This is a genomic window from Agreia sp. PsM10 (assembly GCF_030433855.1).
Classification (GTDB): domain Bacteria; phylum Actinomycetota; class Actinomycetes; order Actinomycetales; family Microbacteriaceae; genus Agreia.
Genome location: NZ_JARUXC010000009.1, coordinates 73906 through 91808, shown reverse-complemented (window position 1 = coordinate 91808; position 17903 = coordinate 73906). Strand labels below are relative to the sequence as shown.

Here is a 17903-nt window from a genome sequence, read left to right as displayed (position 1 = left end):
GTGGGGGAAGGATGTCGCATCGAGGCGACCGCTCGGGTTAGCTAAGGCTCACCTAACAAAGCAATCGTAGACGGGGTTGAGCACCAAAAATATCGCCAGATAGACGACTTGTGTTTCTTTGACGACAAAGACGGCGGGGAATTGCGCCTCGTTCGGGGGTCAGCTTGGCGACCGGCACCGAAGTAAGCGCGAAAGTCGGCACGCGAGTCAGCGCGAGCGTCAGCGCCAGTAGAGGTGGTGGGCCGAGTCTGCGTTCACTCGGGCGACGTGCTGCCTGGGGGTCATGCCGAAGCGCTCCTTGAAGGCGGCAGAGAACGCGCTCGTCGTCGAGTATCCGCAGCGGTGCGCGGCGGCTCCCACGGGGGTTCCGTCGACGATCAGCCTGGCCGCCTGCGTGAGGCGCACTCCTGTGCGCCACTGCCCGAAGCTCATACCGACCTCGCGAGTGAAGACGCGCAGAACGGTTCGCTCGTGCAGGCCGTGGTCGGCGAAGAGCTGCCTCGCGGTGCGCGCGTCTCCAGGATCTCTGAGCACCGACTGCACCAGTGCGCGCACCCGTTCATCGGCAGGCAGAGGCACCTCGCCCCAGCCATTCACGGGATCGGGGGTCGGCTGCTGCATCATCTCGATGAGCACCGCCTGCACCCTCACGCGCAGACCGGTGTCCATGTCTGTTGTTCCGAGGTGCAGCAGCATCTCCTGCACCGCTCGAGGCACGAGAACCCGGGTGACGTCTACTAGTGGAGCGAGCAATCCGGAGTCTGGAATGTAGGTGTAACACCCGACCGAGCCGCGCTCGTGCCCGGCGGTGTGCGGAGTGTGGGCGGGAATCCAGACCCCCTGGCCCGGCGCCAGCCGCCACATCGCATCTCGCAACCGCACCCAGACCGTGCCGCGATAGCACCACGCGAGCATCGCATCCGGATGCGAGTGCGGCGGCGACAGAACCCGGGACGACTCGTCGCCCGTGACCACGCCGGTGCCCATGAGATAGGGCTCGACGACCATTGACGGGTGCGGAGCGGCCGAGTCCCAGTCGGCCTGCGAGTACGAATTCATGTGCCGCTCAGCGTATCGCGGAGCCCTGCGCTACTGGATCGGTGCACCAGACTCCGTCGGCAGGGGCACCTCCACCGCGTATGTGGTCGGCAGCCACAGCGCCTCCGGCCTCACCGCGTCCGCCGCGCTCAGCACTGGAAGTTCCCGTTCCCCTTGTCGACGCACCCTTCGCGGTCGAACTGCCCGTTCTGAGTCCCGCCCTCGGGAGCCGAGTCGACCACCGAGGTGCGCACAGCCGTGAAGCCCGTCGTCGTTCCGGCCGGGAAGCCCCAGCCCTCATCAGTCAGCTCCACCCGACGTTCTCCGATCAGAGCTCCGGTCTGTGTGTCGATGATCAGGTCCTGCCTCGAATTGTCGGCCGACTCCACCCGGCCGATCGAGATGCCCGTGCTCCCCTCGAGGTTGGCCACCTGCTCGGTGATCTCCACCCCGGGAATTCCGGCGGCCGCCTCGTAGAGCGCGGCACGGACATCCGCCGGCGCCACCCCCGTGCGCAGGGTGTCGGCGATCCAGCCGAGCGCCGCTCCATCCGCCGAATTACCGCCGCCCGCCGTGACCTTGTAGATGTAATTCAGCAGCTGCTGCGGATCCCGCGGCAGCGCATCGAAGTCGGGCACCGTCGAGTTGCCGTAGAACTGCGCGTCGGGGGCCCGAAGCAGCTCGGGCACACCGTCGGCCTCGGCCACCTCCTCGTCGTAGCTCTTCTGCGCCAGCGCCTCGCCCTCGGCGTTGAACGACGCATAGGGCTCGCGGAACGACCGCACCCACACCCAGTCATCCGAGCGATCCGCCGGAACATAGAGCTTGTCGCGGTTGATCGTGAGATAGCTCACGTAGTCGCCCGCCTCGGTGTTCGTGGTGTTGCCGTAGACCGCGTCGGTCTCGACCAGCAGGTACTGCCCGGGCGCCACCACCGGGTCGGAGTTCTCGACCGCCGCGAGCGCCGCCGCCTGCAGAGCGTCGGCCGCAGCCGGCTCCGCACCACCGCGCCACCCGGCGAATCCGAGCACGTTCGTGGCCACCAGCGCCACCGTCAGCACCCCGGCACCGAGGGCGCCCAGGCCGACCCAGCGGACCGGATGACGTCGCTTCGCGACGGCTGCCGCGGCATCCGGCCCCATGCCCCGAACCCGCGTGCCCCGAACCCCCTGACCGGCCCGCGCATCGATACCCGCCTCGGCACCGGCGCGCTCGAGCAGTGCCGCGCGCCCCCGGTCGAGAGCGGCCCGCTCGGGCCCGTCTACTTCAGAGCGAATCCGGCGAAGCAGAGACAATTCGTCCATGATCGACCTCCTCATCACGGGCAGCGCCCGGATCGATTGCGATGCGCAGCGTGCGGCGTGCGCGATTGAGTCGTGAGCGAACGGTTCCGACAGGCACGCCCAGAGCGGATGCGACGCCCTCGTAATCGAGGTCGCCCCAGGCATAAAGAAGAAGGGCATCGCGATCGCCGGCCGGAAGCCGACGAAGCGCGCCGCCGATGCGTCGCGCCGTGGCGCTCGCATCGAGGCGTGCCGCAGCCTGCTCGATCGCGTCGATGTCGACACGACCGAGATCGGATGCGACGAGCCCCTTCCATGCGCGCGCTTCGAGCCGCGCGTGCTTCTTGATGAGGTTCGTCGCGATGCCCAGCAGCCAGGGCAGGGCATCGGCCGATCCGTCGAAGGCGGCCCGGCGCTCGAACGCGACGAGGAACGTCTCGCTCATCACGTCGTCGGCAGCCCCCGCATCCAGCCGCCGCGCGGCGTACCGGTGAACGGTGCGCGCGTGGCGATCGAATACCTCGGCGAACGCCCCTGCGCTGTGCAGGGAGCGCTCGATGATCTCGTTGTCGGTGCTCACAATGGGTATTGCACGATCCCGGCGATTAAGTTCACGAGAAGTAGTCTCCCCGGTCGAAGCGGCAGCGCGCCGTTGCGCCGGTCGAGCAGGTTGCGCCGGTCGAGTAGCCAGAGGCCGCCTGCGGCCGAAGCGTATCGAGACCACTCGCGCCCGCCGAGTTGCCCGAATCTGCCGCCTCCCCACCCGCTGAAGCGGCAGATTCGGGCAACTGGGCGGCGGGCGGGGCACACGATCTACGCAGCGTCAGCTCTCACGAGGTCTGCTCTCCGTCAGCAGGGTCGACGGTCGACTGCGTTGCACGATCACGCGTCGCCTTCTGCCACTTGTATCCCAGGTCGAGAGTCATACCTAGGCAGAGCACACAAATCAGGATCGCGACAGAATCCCTGTCCACGAACCCCTCCGTGATGAGACGCACGATCGTGAAGGCGGCGAGCGCAACGGTGAACGCACCGAAGAGCAGCGTCCTCAATCCGAGTCCACGCGGACTGTTCATAGCTGGGCGCTCGTTTCGTCCTCATCGAAGGACACCCAGGGCTGCCGCACGACATATGCGTAGAAGCCGACGATGAAGAGCTTGCCGGCAGCCAGAGGAAAGAAGCCCCATGCGAACATGTATCCGGCACCGAGGAAGACTATGCCCAGGCCAATCGCAATGGCGGCTCCGAGCACCAGACACGCACCGCCGACCAGGTTCCACCCCGGTGAAGCATTCATCGACAGCTGCATGTCACGCAGACGATCCGGGCCTGCTATCTGCCTCGGCACCAGCACGACGACGGCAAGAAAGACGGCGCAACAAAACCACGGAAAAACATTTCCGGCGACAACCATTGGTCCCCCTCGTCTGTCTACTTCACCACCGCCGCAACTCCTTGTGCAACCGAAATCGGCGACTCCAAGATGGTGACTGACAGAAGCAGTGCCATCGAACGGGGAAAACCATGAGCGGTCGGTACGGCAAGAAGGGCACGACCGATAAGGTCCTCGTTGCGATCATCGTCGGTGTCGCGATAGCTGCCGTCGGAGCCGTCATCGCCTTCACGATAGACACCTTCTGGGGCACCATGATCGGTCTCGCCGGAGTCGCGCTTGCGGGGGCGGCAGGGCGCATCCGGATCGACCGTCGCGACAGAGCGGCCGAAACCGCTCACGGCCCCGGTTCGCTCATTCAACAGCGCATGAGGCTCGACCGATCACGAAACTCAGGGCTGCTGTATCTGGCGGCGGGCGTGCTCTTCCCAGCACTCGAGGTGATCTTGTTCATCGTCAACCCGAGCCGCCCCCTCCGGTTGTACGCAATATTTCCCGCCGTGATGTTTGTGAGCATCGGAATCACGCACCTGGTTGTAGCCGCGAATGAGCGACGGAGGTTCGAGAAGGAGTTCGGCAGGGAAGCCGGCAAACAGCAGGCCGTGGAACACTGAAGCCCGCCACCGACGGGCAACGGCGCCACGATGGCGGTGGTCGAGTTGAGCCTGCTGGCCGGACTCGACTAGGACCGCTGCCCCCATTTCCCTAGGCTGGACGCGTGACAGACTTCGACGCCGCCCCCATCCAGCCCCAGCCCGTCGCGCCCGCCCAGCCTGTCGCTCCCCAGCCGGCGCCTCCCACCGGATCACTGCCCTACGCCCTCGGCTTTCTCGCCATCGTCGGCATCCCGTTCCTGTCGGTGCTGACCGCGGGAATCGTGATGGTGTCTGTGTACCCGGCCATGAAGAAGAAAGGCGCGCTCGCGGCCGAGAACGCGAGACAGGCGGCCAACTGGGGCTGGACCCTGATCATCGGCACCGTCCTCACCCTGGGCGGCCACTTCGTGCTGCTCTACTTCGTCTCCGGCACGCCGGTGGCGAAAGGCTTCTATCCCGTGGGCATCCTCATCACGATCTTCGGTGCGCTCTGCGTGGCGCACCTGGTGATCATCATCATGGGGCTGGTCAAAGCCCACGGGCGCGGAGTGCTGAACAACCGGCTCGCGATCCCGTTCATCAAGCGACCCGCGGGCGCACCGGCGCAAAACGCGCCGACCATCTGACTCAGCTGAAGGCCGACATGCCGCAGCTCCGAGAGACGGAGACGAGCGTCAGGCTCGCGGCAGGACTCCCAGCAGCGACGACGTATACGCGACTCGGAGGGCCTCGCCCAGATCGAGGTTGAGCACCCCGAGCTCGGGCTCTTCCGCATAAGCGGCCAGGAGGCTGGGCGGCGGCGGCACGTACGACGCCAGCGCGCCGGCCGAGACGAGGCTGATCAGGCAGAACAGCTGCGCTCCCTCGCCGAGTTCAGGTACATGGCGGCGCAGCAGCTCTGACATCGCGGTGAGCTTGGTGAGCGACGAACGTTTGTGTCGCTTCACCACCTCGACCGACACGTTGTGTTCGAGCACTCCGCCCTGCGCGCCGAAGAGGTCGCACAGCACCACGCGGTGCGCCAGCGATCGGCTCAGGATGTCGGCCAGTTGGGTTGCGCGAACGTCTTGAGAAGCTTTTGGTTCGATGCCCGCAGACAACTCCTCCTCAAGAGAAGCTAGCCAGCTGCCCATGAAGTCGTCGAGCAGCTCGAGCAGTACCGCCTCGCGCGATTCGAAGTACCTGAGCACGTTCGATTTGGCCAGGCCGACCCGGCGGCTGAGCTCGTTGAGGCTCACGTCGGCCACGGGCATCTCGCCGAGCATCGCCGCGGCGGTGTCGAGGATCGCGCGGCGGCGAATCTCGCGCTGCTCGTCGTTTCGCGCTCGCTGAAATGTGGTCACGGCCCCAGCCTAACAAAAGACCGCCGGTTCCTTGACAGTAGACCGTCGGTCCTTTATCGTCCTAGATAACAGACCGCAAGTATTTTAGGAGAGATTCATGAGCCAGAACTTCACCGAGCAGAGCATCCCCGACCAGCGCGGGAGGGTGGCGATCGTCACCGGCGCCAACACGGGGCTGGGGTTCGAGACCGCCCGCATGCTTGCCGAACGCGGCGCCACAGTAGTGATGGCCGTGCGCAACGTCGAGAAAGGAAAGCAGGCCGCTGCCCGCATCCGTGGTGACGTCGCCGTGCAGGCGCTCGACCTGAGCTCTCTCGAATCGGTGCGATCGGCGGCGGCCGAGCTGCGGGCATCCCACCCGCGTATCGACCTGCTGATCAACAACGCCGGCGTCATGTACACGCCGAAGCAGACGACCGCCGACGGCTTCGAGCTGCAGTTCGGCACCAACCACCTCGGCCACTTCGCGCTCACCGGCCTGCTCCTCGACCGACTCCTGCCCGTGCCCGGATCACGCGTCGTGACGGTGAGCAGCAACGGCCACCGCATCCGGGCCGCCATTCATTTCGACGACCTGCAGTGGGAGAACTCCTACGGCCGCGCCGCCGCCTACGGCCAATCCAAGCTGGCCAATCTGATGTTCACCTACGAGCTGCAGCGTCGGCTCGCATCGCACGGCACGACCATCGCTGTGGCCGGGCATCCCGGCGTCGCCAACACCGAACTTCCGCGCAGCACTCCCGCGATCGTGCGCGTGCCCCTCACCCTGGTCGCACCGCTGATCACGCAGAGGCCCGAGATGGGCGCCCTGCCCGCCGTGCGCGCCGCCACCGACCCGAGCGTTGTCGGCGGACAGTACTACGGCCCCGGCGGGCTCGGGCAGAACCGGGGATATCCGAAGCTCGTCGCCTCCAGCCCCGACTCCCACAACGAAGCGGTGCAGCAGCGCCTGTGGACAGTCTCTGAGGAGCTCACCGGAGTGAGCTTCCCCATCGGTGCGGTCACGAACCCTGTCGCCTGAGCGCCGGCGGCGGCGATCGAGTTGCCCGAATCCGCCGCCTCGTCACTCACTGAAGCGGCGGATGAGGGCAACTGGGCGCCCAGCGAACGAGCTACTCAATCGGCGCAGTGCGAGCAGGCGGGCCAAGAGGCCCGGCTACTCCCTCGGCTGCGCACAGGCGCGCGAAGCCGATCGTCCTCAGGTCGTCTCCGTGGCGACCGATCGCCTGCACCGCGATGGGCATCCCCGACTCGGCGCCGAGCCCGATCGGCATGACCGTGCTTGGGCCCATCACCAGGTTCGCCAGGCGGCTGAAGCGGCCGATCTCGTCGCGGCGATCGTCGACCGACACCGCTCCCGGCCCGTGCACGATCGGGGCGGCGAAGCCCACCACCGGAGAGATCACCACGTCGACCGTGTCAAACAGGCGCTCCCACCGCGCTCGCACCGCGCGCTGCTCGTCCCAAAGCGACCACACCTCGGCCATCGACACCGCGAGCGGCTCCGCGTGCTCGCTGTACGACAGCTCCACGTCGACCAGCCGCGCGAACAGCTCCTCCACACGATCCGACTCGAGAACCGACGCGTCGACGCGTTCGACCCGGCACCCCGCCCGGGCGAGCCGGTCGGCGAAGGCGGCCACGGCATCCGAGGTCTCGCCGTCGATCGGCACACCGGATGCCTGCGGCCAGAGTCCCACGCGCAGGCCCGCCAGCCGCTCGGGTGAGGCCGGCAGACCGAGCCGCCACGGCGCATCCGGGGTCGCGAGCACCGAGAAGAGCTCGAGCAGGTCGTCGGCCGAGCGGGCGAGCGGCCCCGCCGCCGAGACCGTGGGCTCGAGTGCCGTGTCGAGCGGCCACGGCAGGTGGCCGCGCTTCGACACGAATCCCGTCGACGGGCGGTGACCGTAGACCCCGCACCAGGCCGCCGGCACCCGGATCGATCCCGAGAGGTCGCTGCCGAGATCGCCGCAGCTGAGGAGCCCGGCCACGGCAGCCGCCGATCCGCCCGACGAGCCTCCAGCGGTACGCGCGGCGTTCCACGGGTTCGCGGTGCGGCCATACAGCGGGTTGTCGGTGTGCGACGAGGCGAGGCCTTCCGACACGTTCGACTTGCCGAGCATCACGCCGCCGGCCGCGCGCAGCAGGGCGACCGCCGGAGCATCCCGCGTCACCGGGCGCCGGGAATCGGCGGTGCCCAGCGAGCTGCGCAGCCCGGCCACAGCGAACGAGTCCTTGATCGTGAGCGGGATTCCGGCGAGCGGCCCGAGGTCCTCCCCCGCCGCCCGCCGATCGTCGATCCGCCGCGCCTGGCCGAGCGCATCCTGATCGTCGCGCTCGACGACGGCGTTCGTGTCATCGCGCAGGACTGCGGCGATGAACTCCTGCGCGATCTCCACCGCGCTCAGCTCGCGCGCCTCCTGCGCCTCGCGCAGCCGAGCGATCGACAGGCCGCGAAGGTCAGAACTCATCGGCAGTCCGAGACGCGGTCCGAGACGCGCGCCACGAACGCGTCGATTCGAGCGTCGAGTTCGCGGTCGACCACCTGTCGGCTCGGGTCCTCGTCGTACCAGCCGACGATCTCCCGAGCTCCGAGGGAGAACGGCACGCTGGCGACGAAGTCGGGAACCAGCGCCTTGATCTTGCTGTTGTCGAAGATCAGGGAGTGCGCCTTGTCGCCGAGGATTCCGTCCGCCCATTCCGGAAAGGACTGCGCCACCTCCGTCGACGCCGCGTGCACGAGGTGCGCCGTGGTGCCGGCGGCGGCCGCGAGCTCGTTCGCGATCATGTCCCAGGTGAGGATCTCGTCGCCGGTGATGTGGATGGCGTCGCCGATGCTGCGCGTGAGGCCGAGCAGGCCCACCAGGCCGCGAGCCACGTCGCGGTGATTGGTCAGCGTCCACAGCGAGGTACCGTCGCCGTGCACCAGCGTCGGCTTGCCCTGCCGCATGCGTTCGATCACCGTCCAGCCGCCGTCGAGGGGCACCAGCGTGCGGTCGTAAGTGTGAGACGGGCGCACGATGGTGACCGGAAAATCGTGCTCGTCGAACGCATCCATCAACACCCGCTCGCACGCGATCTTGTCTCTCGAGTACTGCCAGAACGGGTTCTTGAGCGGGGTCGACTCGACGATCGGAAAGCGGGTTACCGGCTTCTGGTACGCCGACGCCGAACTGATGAAGATGTACTGGCCGGTGCGATCGCGGAAGAGGTCGACGTCGGCCTTCACCTGCTCAGGGCTGAAGGCACGGAAGTTGACGACCACGTCGAACGTCCTCTCGCCGAGCGCATCCCGCATGCTCTGCGCATCCGTCGAGTCGCCGACGATGGTCTCGACACCATCGATCGGCGGCCGCGTTGTGTCGCGACCCCGGTTCAGCAGAGTCAGGTCGAAACCCCGCGCGACCGCCAGTCGGCTGCACGCCGAACTGATGATGCCGTTGCCGCCGATGAACAGAACCGTGAGCATGGTGTTTCCTTTCCGTGGGCCGCGCGCTTCAGCTTCGCACCCCGAGCCGACTGGCCGCAGCCGCTTGAACCAGATGCGCTTCCGTGTGAGAGTTCGGTCATGACTCGAGCTCGGATGACGCGTCGACTGATCACGAGTGCGCAGGAGTCGCCGCCAGCCCCGTCGCGAGTGCACCGAGAAGGAGCTTCAGCCGCGGCGTGAAGTCGAGAGCGACGTGGCCCCACTCGGGCACCTTCTCGTAAAGAGCCGCCAGCGTCGGAGTCGGGTGGGAGAGCGAGCTGCACCTCGACATCGGTCGGGTCTCGGCGGTCTCGCTGCCGGCCGAAGAGACGTCGCGCCGGTGGCAGGCCACCAACATCTAGTGGCCCATCGTGCACGTGGTGCTGCACGGCGTCAGCCGCGATCATTCCATACCCGACACAGGGCGAATCACATGCAGGTCGCGTATGCACCGGATGCGGCGACCGCCGATGCAGCCCTGCTTGCCAAGGCGGTGGCCTTCGCCGAACTCGGGGCGCACGTGCACCTCGCGGGCGAGGTGCGCCTCGATCCCTGAGCCTGTCGAAGGGCGCCGGTCCCACGTCACCAGGCTTCCACTGCCTCTTTGCGGAGCACACCAAGTAGGAGGCAGTCGGCCGCCGTCATCCATCCGTGAGGCACTGCCCCTATTCGCGCGGATAAGAGCATCTACGCCCCAATGGATGTGCCAAGCAGCAATAACCTCGAGCCATGACTTGCGATCCTCAGACGATTATTTGCAGCATTGATCAGTTAACCCAGTCCCTCGACGAATTCAACCTAAATTCGTTCCTCGCCACTGCGCTCGCAACATTGCTTGGCGTCGTGGCCGGTGCGGGTCTTTCTTTCTTGCTCACAACTATCCTGCGAAGACAGGACAGAGTAATTACAGAGCGAAAGCAGATGAACGAAGCTCTGACCCGAATGAACTCCGACATCGCAGCCTTTTCTCATCACCTTCGAACGTCCAGACCCACGTTCTTCCGGCGAAAAGCTCATCTCGTTGAAGATTGGCCGGTGTTGGCGAGCATCGCGAGTGCGCGGATACTCGCCACCGATTCGACCGACATTGCAATTCTGGACAAGGTTCGCGACCTAGTGCGGGCTGGGCGCGGAACTGACCACGTGTCGCGTACGAATAACCTTTCCTACGTCTGGCGCACTTTTATCGTGTGGCGCGATGGCCGCGATAGCGAACTCATTCTTAGTGAGCTTGACGCTCTGATTGACGCAACAAAACGTTCCCAGACGTGGACGCTCGAGATGTCGGCGGCTGCCGCCCAATAGACGATGTCGCGGTACTACGACATGATCTCGTCGAGACGAATTTGGAAACGGCGCCGAGGGTCTTTTCACCATCGCTGTAACGTCGGGGGCCCCAGCTACCGTCGGACGTGAGCACTATGCCGCTCGCAAAAAGCCTCCGGAGGAACCCGCATGGACTGGACCAATTTCGTTGGAATCATTGCCTCACTAGGAGCTCTGTCCGTCAGCGCTGTCGGGCTGATAGTCAGCATTCGGAGTAATCGGTCGAAGGTGTATGCCGAGCGCGCCGAGGTCGCATTCCGCCTCTCCACGCAGCTCAGGCAGTTGGCCCATGAGAGTGAAGCCAATTCACTAGCAAGTGACAAGGATCTAGCGGTTTACAGAGATCTGGCGGCTCAAGCGGAGAGCACCTTTCGCGTGAATGTCGCCGAGTTCAATCAGCGCGCGATCCGCTCGGGAATCCCGACCATTATTGTCGGGCAACTCGGCGCAATTACCGTATTTATCGGTGTCTTCTTGTGCGCAGCAGGTGCCGACCTCTCCTCGCGACCGTCTGAGTACACTACTTCCGATCGCATGACCCTTGTTTTCATCATCGCCATCGGAGGCCTGTTCGGTTTGAGTTGGGTATGGGCGATGTTCGGCAACTGGAAAGTGAACACGGTCCAGCGCGCCGCAGGACTCGATCCCGTGACGGCTTGGTCGGAAATCAGGGGCATCGCTCGCTACGTCCGATCCAGAGGTCGTCAGAAACTCACTCGCCGTGCACCGGCTTCGACCAAACGTCCGCCACATCAGCGGCCCACCTAGACACTCAGCCCAGCGGGGCCGGTTCCGCCGCGACTCCGAAGTTGTCTTTGAACACGAAGTCCGGGTCGACCTCAGCCTTGATCGCGCGAAGCCGCTGCAGCGTCGCCGGCGGAAAAGCCTGCGCCACGATCTGCTCGCCCGTGCGACTCTCGAAGCTCAGATACAGGCCGTCGAAGTGCTCGGCCAGGTCGTCCCAGAGCTGCTCGAACCGGGCACTCCGCCCGACCGAGGTGATCGAGAAGTTGGCCGACCTGTGGGCGTACGCCGTCGCATCCGGGGCCACGTCGTTGATCGCGCCGCCCACCGGGCGGATCTGGAACCACGGCGCCGAACCCGACGTCGCCAGGGCGGCCGCGGCGCGGGCGGTCGGCGCATCCAGATGCTCGACCAGCCCCGAGCGGAACGACGGCTCGCCCTGACCGTTGTGCGCGACATCCGACGCGTTCGCCATGACCGCCGCGTAGGGCAGCAGCTGCACCTGCTGGCCGACAAGCGGCGCCAGCTCGGCGAACGGCTGCAGCCTCGCGATGATCGTGTCGGGGTCCGAGGAGTTCACCACTCCGTACATCTGCGCCGACGCGGGCTCCGCCGGGCGACCGCCGCTCAGGATCAGGAAGAGCGTCGTGTCGCGTGGAGATGACTCCTGCAGGGCCCCGAAGTCCTCGAGAAACTGCGCCGCGTCGTCGACCTGGAACGACAGCTGCGCCCACCCCACGTCGCCCACCGGGTCGGCCACGAAGTCGAACGACACGACGATGCCGACATTCGCGCCCGCGCCGCGGACGGCCCAGAACAGCTCCGAATTCTCCACAGCCGAGGCGTGCGCCACCGTTCCATCGGCGAGCACCACGTCGGCGGCCACGATGTGGTCGATCGTGAGCCCGTGCTCGCGGCCCAGAAAGCCGACGCCGCCCGCGGTCGCGAGTCCGCCTACGCCGACGCCGCCGTAGTCGCCGCTCGAGAGAGCCAGTCCGAAGGGCTGCAGGGCGGCGGCCACGTCCATCCACCGGGCGCCGGGGCCGATGCGCACGAGCCCGTTCTCCTCGTCGATCACCTCGATCTCGTTCAGGTTCTTGAGGTCGATCACGATGCCGCCGTCGTTGGTGCTGCGCCCGCTGATTCCATGGCCTCCGCTGCGGATTCCGAGCGGCAGCGACGGGTGCCTGCGCGCGAACAGCAGCGCGTCGCGCACTCCGTCGACATCTCGCGGACGCAGCACCAGGCCGGGCGCGCCGCCGCGCATATAGGTGGAGCGCACCGACGCGTACGCCGTGTCTCCGGGCTCGATCGCGGTCTCGCGCAGCGACTCGGGCAGCTCGTCGTAGGAGATGCCCTCGCGCCTCAGCGCGATCGCCCTGGCGGGCCGGATGCTGTCGGTCGCCACGGTTCCGCGGCTTGCGCGCTCCGTCGCCACCGCTTCACGCACCGGCTCCATCACCTGCTCGGCGAAACGCTGCAGCGCCGCCGGCTCGTCGCCCATCACGATGAAGGTTCCCACGCCGTCGTCGAGCGCCATGCTCGTGAGCTGGTCGACGCTCTCGGTGCCCGTGATGTTGAGCAAACGGCGGATCTCTGCGGGATTGCGCCCCGCCTCGGCCGCCGCGTCGTCGATGCGCGCGTTGCCCGATTGCAGGTCGCCGGGCTTGAGGTAGGGCAGGCTCGGCAGCCATCCGTCGCCCTTCTCGCCTGTGAGCCGCAGCATGCGCGGCTTGTACGCGCCCACCCAGATCGGAATGTCGTGCGCCGGCGCCGGCCCGCGCTTCGCCCCGTTGACCGAGTAGTACTCGCCGCCCCTCAGCACAGAGCGCTCGCCGGCCGCCCAGATGCCGCGCATGATGTCGATGGCCTCGCTGAGGGCATCCACCGCCTGCCCCGGGGTCAAGCGGCGTCCGCCCATCGCCTCGATCGCATCCCAGAACCCGCCCGCGCCGAGGCCGAGGTCGAAGCGGCCGCCGCTCAGCAGGTCGAGCGACGCGGCCGCGCGGGCCGTGACCGGCGCCGGTCGCAGGGGCAGGTTCAGCACGTTCGGGGCGATATGGATGCGCGTGGTCGCCGACGCGACGAACGACATCAGCGTCCAGGTGTCGAGAAACGACGACTGGTAGGGGTGATCTTGAAAGGTCACGAGGTCGTAGCCGAGCGTCTCCGAGAGCTGCGCGAGCTGCACCGGAGCCTGCGGCTGGGCGGCCGACGGGGTGACGAAGGTGCCGAAGCGGAGGGTGTGTCCGTAGTCCATGGTGCTACTTCTTCTCTGCGGGAGTCGTGTCGGGCTCGTTCTCGGCGGGGCGCTCGAGGTTGGCCGCGGCCCACTGTCCGAGCTGCTCGAGCAGGGGCAGCAGCTGCTCGCCCTGCGGGGTGAGCGCGTAGGTGACGGCGACCGGCGGGCCGGCGTCGACGCTGCGGGTGAGCAGCCTCACCTCGGCCAGGCCGGTGAGTCGGTCGGAGAGCATGGCGTCACTGATGCCCGGAACGCCGCGCTTGAGCGCCGCGAACGAGAGCGCGCCGGAGCCGAGGGTCGAGAGGATCATGCCGTTCCACCGCTTGCCCAGGATACTGAAGGCCAGGCTCACTGCGGCGTCGCAGGTGTGCAGGTCGATGGACGCGGCGTCAGGCTTCGGGGTCATGCCTCCACGCTACGCCGCTAGTTTTCTCAAAGTAACTCTGAAAAGCATAGCTCTCACGCCGTGGACGCCATCCATCCGTCAGTCGATGCTCTTCTGCGCGTGGAGAGGAGCATTTTCTGACGGATGGATTCCCTTCGACAAGCTCAGGGAACGGCAGGGGTGGGCTCAGAGAACGGAAGGGGTGGGCTCAGGGAACGGGCGCGTCGGGTGGTCTCGGTACGCTCGTAGCTCGCGGAGAGGGAGGCGACATGAACGAGGTTGCCGAGGCCTATGAGGCGAGGGCGGCCGAGTACGTCGAGCTGCTCGGCTCCGTCGACGCCATGCACCCCTCCGATCGCGAGCTCATCGGCACGTGGGGCGACCAGGTCGTCGGCCCCGCGATCGATGCCGGATGCGGCCCCGGCCACTGGACGGACTTCCTCGCCCGGCGCGGCGTCGACATCCGCGGCGTCGACCTCACGCCCGCGTTCGTCGAGCACGCACGCCGCCGCTACCCCGAGCTGCGGTTCGCGACGGGCAGCCTCGACGCGCTCGACGCATCCGACGCCTCTCTCGGCGGCGTGCTCGCCTGGTACTCGCTGATCCACCACGCACCGGATGCGATGGGCTCGGCCCTCGACGAGATCGCGCGCGTGCTGCGCCCCGGCGGGCTGCTGCTGGTCGGATTCTTCGTCGGCTCCGCCGCCGAAGAATTCGAACACGCGGTCACGACGGCCTACCGCTGGCCCGTGGCCGATCTGGCCGAGCGGCTGCGCGCATCCGGATTCGAGATCGTCGAGAGTCACACGCGCACGGGCGTCGGCTACCGCCCGCACGGCGCCATCGTAGCCACGCGCTAGCGACTCCGCCGCGGTCGTGACGTTGTGTTTCATCCGGCGGCGAAGGGTTACGCGGGGTGTCATACGCAGGGCCTCAGCTCCACGACCATGGGCTGCACCCGCACGAGCCACTTTCCGAGGAGACCCCCATGACCATTCAGACCGAGGCGCCCAGGCCGGCCGACGCGTCGACAGCACGCCGAACGGCGCTGATCTCCGCGTTCGCCGCCCCCAAGGGTTTCGGTGACGCGACGCTTCGCGACCCGCGTGCGGATGCGATCGAGCTGCTCGGAGGCGTTCCCGACCCCAGTGCGCTGCCCTCTTCCGAGCTCGCCGAGGCCACGGCGCGCGTGCTCTCGCGGCCGGGCGTTCCGGCACTGCAGTACTCGCGCACCGAGGGCATCTCGCCGCTGCGCGAGTGGATAGCGGAACGCGAAGGCGTGGCAGTGGAGCGCATCATCGTGACCAACGGAGGGTTTCACGGGCTCTCGCTCGCCATCCAGACAGTGGTCGAACGTGGCGACCTGGTCGCGGTCGACAACCCGATCTTCCCGCTCTTCCTGCGGGGCCTCGAGTTGTCGGCCGCCGACATCCTGCCCATCCGGGTGGGGCCGAACGGACTCGATCTCGAGCAGCTCGCCGACCGCCTGCGCGACGGCGCTCGACCGAGCGCGCTGTACACCGTTCCCGACTTTCACAACCCGTCGCAGGGGTCTCTGACGGCAGAGGGACGCGCCGAGCTCGTGCGGCTCGCCGAGCGCTACGGCTTCGTGGTGTTCGCCGACAACCCCTACCGCGAGCTCTGGTACTCGGGCGGGCCGGAGAGCTCGCGGGAGTTCAATGACTCGCCGCAGGTCATCCACATCAACACCTTCACGAAGACGCTCGGCCCGGGCCTTCGTCTCGGATGGGTTGTGGCACCTGAAGGCCGTTCGGCAGACATCCTCGCCCTGCGCAGCCGTCAGGATTCGCACAGCTCGACGCTCGTGCAGGCGATCGTCGGCGAACTGCTGACAAGTGACCCGACCCTGTTCGACCGCACTCTCGATCGCGCCCGCGCGCTGTACGCGGAGCGGGCCCGGGCTCTCGTCGCGGCCCTCGATCGCGAGGCCCCGGAGGCGTTCGAGGCGACCGTTCCGGGCGGAGGCCTGTTCCTGTGGCCGCGACTCGTCGACGATGCGATCGACGCAGACAGGCTCGCGGCCGATGCCAGCGCCGAGGGCGTCGACTACCAGCGCGGCTCGTTCTTCGCCTCCGGCCCCGGAACCGACTCCGCGCGCCACCTGCGCCTCGCCTACGGAAACGTCGAGACCGCCCTGCTCGAGGAGGCGGCCGCGCGCATAGGCCGCGCGCTCCGCAGGCAGTCCTCCGCTAGGTAGGCGGCGAATGTCGCCCGGCACGACGGATGTTGCCCGGCGGCCGGGCACATCCGTCGCGACCAGGAACATGCACCCCTGGCACGAGTAATAGGCGCAGAGCCGCCCGCCGAAACCCAGAGTTAACACGGGTGAAACGGGCTCGCAATTGCGATCGCCCAGCATGAGAACATCACCTGTCAATCGACAGGTATTCGAGTTGTTCTTCTGCGGAAGGTCGTGCCCATGAGCACCCTGGAACCAACCCCGATCCACCCCGCTCCATCTCAGAACCACAAGGTCTACCGTCAGGAACTCCACCGCGGTGTCGGCTCCTTCGCGTCGTTCGCGGCCGGTTTCTCGTTCGTGTCCATCCTCACCACCGTGTTCCAGCTCTTCGGACTCGGCTTCGGCATCGGCGGGGCCGCGTTCTTCTGGACCTGGCCGCTCGTGTTCGCCGGCCAGCTGCTCGTGGCCCTCAACTTCGCGCAGCTCGCCGCGCGCTGGCCGATCGCCGGCTCCATCTTCCAGTGGGCGTCGAGACTCGCCGGCACCACCTTCGGCTGGTTCACCGGCTGGGTCATGATCGTCGCTCAGACCCTCACCGTGGCCGTCGCCGCGATCGCCGTGCAGGCCGTGCTCCCCGCGATCTGGGAGGGCTTCCAGATCGTCGGCGGGCCGACCGCCGACCCCTCGCTCGCCTCGGCCACCGGCGCGCAGAACGCTGTGCTGCTCGGCGTGATCCTCCTGGTGATCACCACCGTCGTCAACATTCTCAGCGTGCGCATCATGGCCCTCGCCACGAGCGTGGGTGTGCTCATCGAGATCGTCGGAGTGGTTGTGCTGGTCGTGGCCCTGCTGCTCCTGCCCGCGCGCAGCCCATCCGCCGTCTTCACCACCGACGGAGCGGGCGCCACCGACTCCCCCTACATCTGGGCCTTCCTCGCGTCGTCGCTCATGGCGGCCTACGTGCTCGTCGGCTTCGACTCGGCGGGCGAGCTGGCGGAGGAGACGCACGCTCCGCGCAGAACGATCCCCAAGACCATCATCCGAGCGGTCGTCGTGTCGGGACTCGGCGGAGCGCTGCTGATCATCGCCGCCCTCGTCGCCGCTCCCAGCCTGACCGACGGAAACCTCGCCGGCGGCGGTATCGCCTACGTCGTCACCGAGCGCCTCGGCCCGGTCTTCGGTCGACTGCTGCTCGTGGCCGTCGCGGTGGCCGTGTTCGCCTGCACACTCGCGGTGCAGACATCCGGCTCGCGCATGATGTTCTCGATGGCCCGCGAGCGCGCGCTGCCGTTCTGGCGCACCCTCGCAGCGGTATCGCCGCGCACCGGCACCCCGATCGCCACAAGCGTGGTCGTCGGCGTGGGCGCTGCCCTGGCCCTCGCGGTGAACTTCGGACAGTCGGCCATCTTCACCGCCCTCTCGAGCCTCTGCATCGCCATGCTCTACCTGGCCTACCTCGGAGTAACCGTGCCGCTGCTCGTGCGTCGATTCAGAACGTCCGACCAGGGATTCCCGCCCGGCGTCGACGAGGATGGCAAGCCGCTCTTCACCCTCGGCCGGTGGGGAATCCCCGTGAACGTGATCGCCGTCGCCTACCAGATCGGCATGGTCGTGAACCTGGTCTGGCCGCGCGCCGAGATCTACGACCTCACCGGCGAGACCTGGTGGCTGCAGTGGAGCGCCCTGCTCTTCATCGGGGCCACGCTCGTCGCGGGCTTCCTCGTGCACCGCCACGGCCGCAGCCGGCACGGCGCGATCCTGCTCGGACACCTGCCGACCTCGGCCGTGCCCGGGGCGCAGGCGGGCGCCGTCGCCACGATCGCCTAGGCCGATCACCCAGCCCGAAACCACCCGCACCACCCGAAAGAGAGCACCGGCACC

General features: G+C 67.3%; 20 protein-coding genes. 9 read left to right on the top strand and 11 right to left on the bottom strand.

All coding sequences use genetic code 11. The features are described from left to right. Positions 1–219: 219 nt before the first annotated feature. The 5 genes from QCD70_RS12665 to QCD70_RS12645 form a co-directional block, all read right to left on the bottom strand. Positions 220–1059 carry a helix-turn-helix transcriptional regulator gene (locus QCD70_RS12665; protein ID WP_301216757.1) on the bottom strand — a complete coding sequence of 280 codons (840 nt, stop codon included), beginning with the start codon at positions 1057–1059 and terminating at the stop codon, positions 220–222. A 128-nt stretch (positions 1060–1187) separates the two neighbouring features. Beyond that, a complete protein-coding gene (locus QCD70_RS12660) occupies positions 1188–2342 on the bottom strand; it encodes a CU044_5270 family protein (protein WP_301216755.1) in 1155 nt (384 codons plus the stop codon). Beyond that, on the bottom strand, positions 2305–2901 hold the full coding sequence (locus QCD70_RS12655) for an RNA polymerase sigma factor (RefSeq protein ID WP_301216753.1): 597 nt from the start codon (positions 2899–2901) through the stop codon (positions 2305–2307). The genes QCD70_RS12660 and QCD70_RS12655 overlap by 38 nt, the downstream gene beginning before the upstream one ends. 250 nt (positions 2902–3151) lie before the next feature. Then, complete coding sequence (locus QCD70_RS12650) at positions 3152–3397, bottom strand: hypothetical protein (RefSeq protein ID WP_301216751.1); 246 nt, start codon at positions 3395–3397, stop codon at positions 3152–3154. Next, complete coding sequence (locus QCD70_RS12645; RefSeq protein ID WP_301216749.1) at positions 3394–3735, bottom strand: hypothetical protein; 342 nt, start codon at positions 3733–3735, stop codon at positions 3394–3396. Before QCD70_RS12645 ends, QCD70_RS12650 begins: the two co-directional genes overlap by 4 nt. A 110-nt stretch (positions 3736–3845) precedes the next feature. Between QCD70_RS12645 and QCD70_RS12640 the strand changes: the two genes are divergently transcribed. Together QCD70_RS12640 and QCD70_RS12635 are read left to right on the top strand one after the other, a co-directional pair. Next, positions 3846–4328, top strand: coding sequence for a hypothetical protein (locus QCD70_RS12640; RefSeq protein ID WP_301216747.1), 483 nt, complete (start codon positions 3846–3848; stop codon positions 4326–4328). Positions 4329–4432: 104 nt separating this feature from the next. After that, positions 4433–4936 carry a hypothetical protein gene (locus tag QCD70_RS12635; protein WP_301216745.1) on the top strand — a complete coding sequence of 168 codons (504 nt, stop codon included), beginning with the start codon at positions 4433–4435 and terminating at the stop codon, positions 4934–4936. Positions 4937–4984: 48 nt separating this feature from the next. On the opposite strand, the gene QCD70_RS12630 is transcribed toward QCD70_RS12635, so the two are convergent. Then, entirely contained in the window at positions 4985–5653 is a 669-nt protein-coding gene (locus QCD70_RS12630; RefSeq protein ID WP_301216743.1) for a TetR/AcrR family transcriptional regulator, read from the bottom strand. Positions 5654–5750: 97 nt separating this feature from the next. Between QCD70_RS12630 and QCD70_RS12625 the strand changes: the two genes are divergently transcribed. After that, positions 5751–6674: an SDR family NAD(P)-dependent oxidoreductase gene (locus QCD70_RS12625; RefSeq protein ID WP_301216741.1), complete on the top strand. Its 924-nt coding sequence runs from the start codon at positions 5751–5753 to the stop codon at positions 6672–6674. A gap of 91 nt (positions 6675–6765) precedes the next feature. Here QCD70_RS12625 and QCD70_RS12620 read toward each other — a convergent pair whose 3' ends face one another. From QCD70_RS12620 to QCD70_RS12610, 3 genes are all read right to left on the bottom strand, one after another. After that, positions 6766–8124 carry an amidase gene (locus tag QCD70_RS12620; RefSeq protein WP_301216740.1) on the bottom strand — a complete coding sequence of 453 codons (1359 nt, stop codon included), beginning with the start codon at positions 8122–8124 and terminating at the stop codon, positions 6766–6768. After that, positions 8121–9122, bottom strand: coding sequence for an NAD-dependent epimerase/dehydratase family protein (locus QCD70_RS12615; protein ID WP_301216738.1), 1002 nt, complete (start codon positions 9120–9122; stop codon positions 8121–8123). Before QCD70_RS12615 ends, QCD70_RS12620 begins: the two co-directional genes overlap by 4 nt. A 130-nt stretch (positions 9123–9252) precedes the next feature. Next, positions 9253–9414 (bottom strand): hypothetical protein, encoded by a 162-nt coding sequence (locus tag QCD70_RS12610; RefSeq protein WP_301216736.1) that lies wholly within the window; start codon positions 9412–9414, stop codon positions 9253–9255. A 141-nt stretch (positions 9415–9555) separates the two neighbouring features. Between QCD70_RS12610 and QCD70_RS12605 the strand changes: the two genes are divergently transcribed. The 3 genes from QCD70_RS12605 to QCD70_RS12595 all read left to right on the top strand — a co-directional run bounded on the left by QCD70_RS12605 (position 9556) and on the right by QCD70_RS12595 (position 11216). Further along, on the top strand, positions 9556–9678 hold the full coding sequence (locus QCD70_RS12605; protein WP_301216734.1) for a hypothetical protein: 123 nt from the start codon (positions 9556–9558) through the stop codon (positions 9676–9678). 173 nt (positions 9679–9851) lie between these two features. After that, positions 9852–10427 carry a hypothetical protein gene (locus QCD70_RS12600; RefSeq protein WP_301216732.1) on the top strand — a complete coding sequence of 192 codons (576 nt, stop codon included), beginning with the start codon at positions 9852–9854 and terminating at the stop codon, positions 10425–10427. 150 nt (positions 10428–10577) lie between these two features. After that, positions 10578–11216 carry a hypothetical protein gene (locus QCD70_RS12595; protein WP_301216730.1) on the top strand — a complete coding sequence of 213 codons (639 nt, stop codon included), beginning with the start codon at positions 10578–10580 and terminating at the stop codon, positions 11214–11216. A gap of 4 nt (positions 11217–11220) precedes the next feature. Here the strand turns inward: QCD70_RS12595 and QCD70_RS12590 are convergent, their stop codons facing one another. Both QCD70_RS12590 and QCD70_RS12585 read right to left on the bottom strand, forming a co-directional pair. Further along, on the bottom strand, positions 11221–13452 hold the full coding sequence (locus tag QCD70_RS12590) for an LLM class flavin-dependent oxidoreductase (RefSeq protein ID WP_301216728.1): 2232 nt from the start codon (positions 13450–13452) through the stop codon (positions 11221–11223). A 4-nt stretch (positions 13453–13456) separates the two neighbouring features. Then, a complete protein-coding gene (locus QCD70_RS12585) occupies positions 13457–13840 on the bottom strand; it encodes a winged helix-turn-helix transcriptional regulator (RefSeq protein WP_301216726.1) in 384 nt (127 codons plus the stop codon). 248 nt (positions 13841–14088) lie between these two features. Here QCD70_RS12585 and QCD70_RS12580 point away from each other — a divergent pair, with 248 nt between their 5' ends. The 3 genes from QCD70_RS12580 to QCD70_RS12570 all read left to right on the top strand — a co-directional run bounded on the left by QCD70_RS12580 (position 14089) and on the right by QCD70_RS12570 (position 17849). Further along, positions 14089–14679, top strand: a complete 591-nt coding sequence (locus QCD70_RS12580; RefSeq protein WP_301216724.1) for a class I SAM-dependent methyltransferase — start codon at positions 14089–14091, stop codon at positions 14677–14679. A 128-nt stretch (positions 14680–14807) separates the two neighbouring features. Next, positions 14808–16037 (top strand): aminotransferase-like domain-containing protein, encoded by a 1230-nt coding sequence (locus QCD70_RS12575; protein ID WP_301216722.1) that lies wholly within the window; start codon positions 14808–14810, stop codon positions 16035–16037. A gap of 222 nt (positions 16038–16259) precedes the next feature. Then, a complete protein-coding gene (locus QCD70_RS12570; RefSeq protein ID WP_301216720.1) occupies positions 16260–17849 on the top strand; it encodes an APC family permease in 1590 nt (529 codons plus the stop codon). Positions 17850–17903 lie beyond the last annotated feature (54 nt).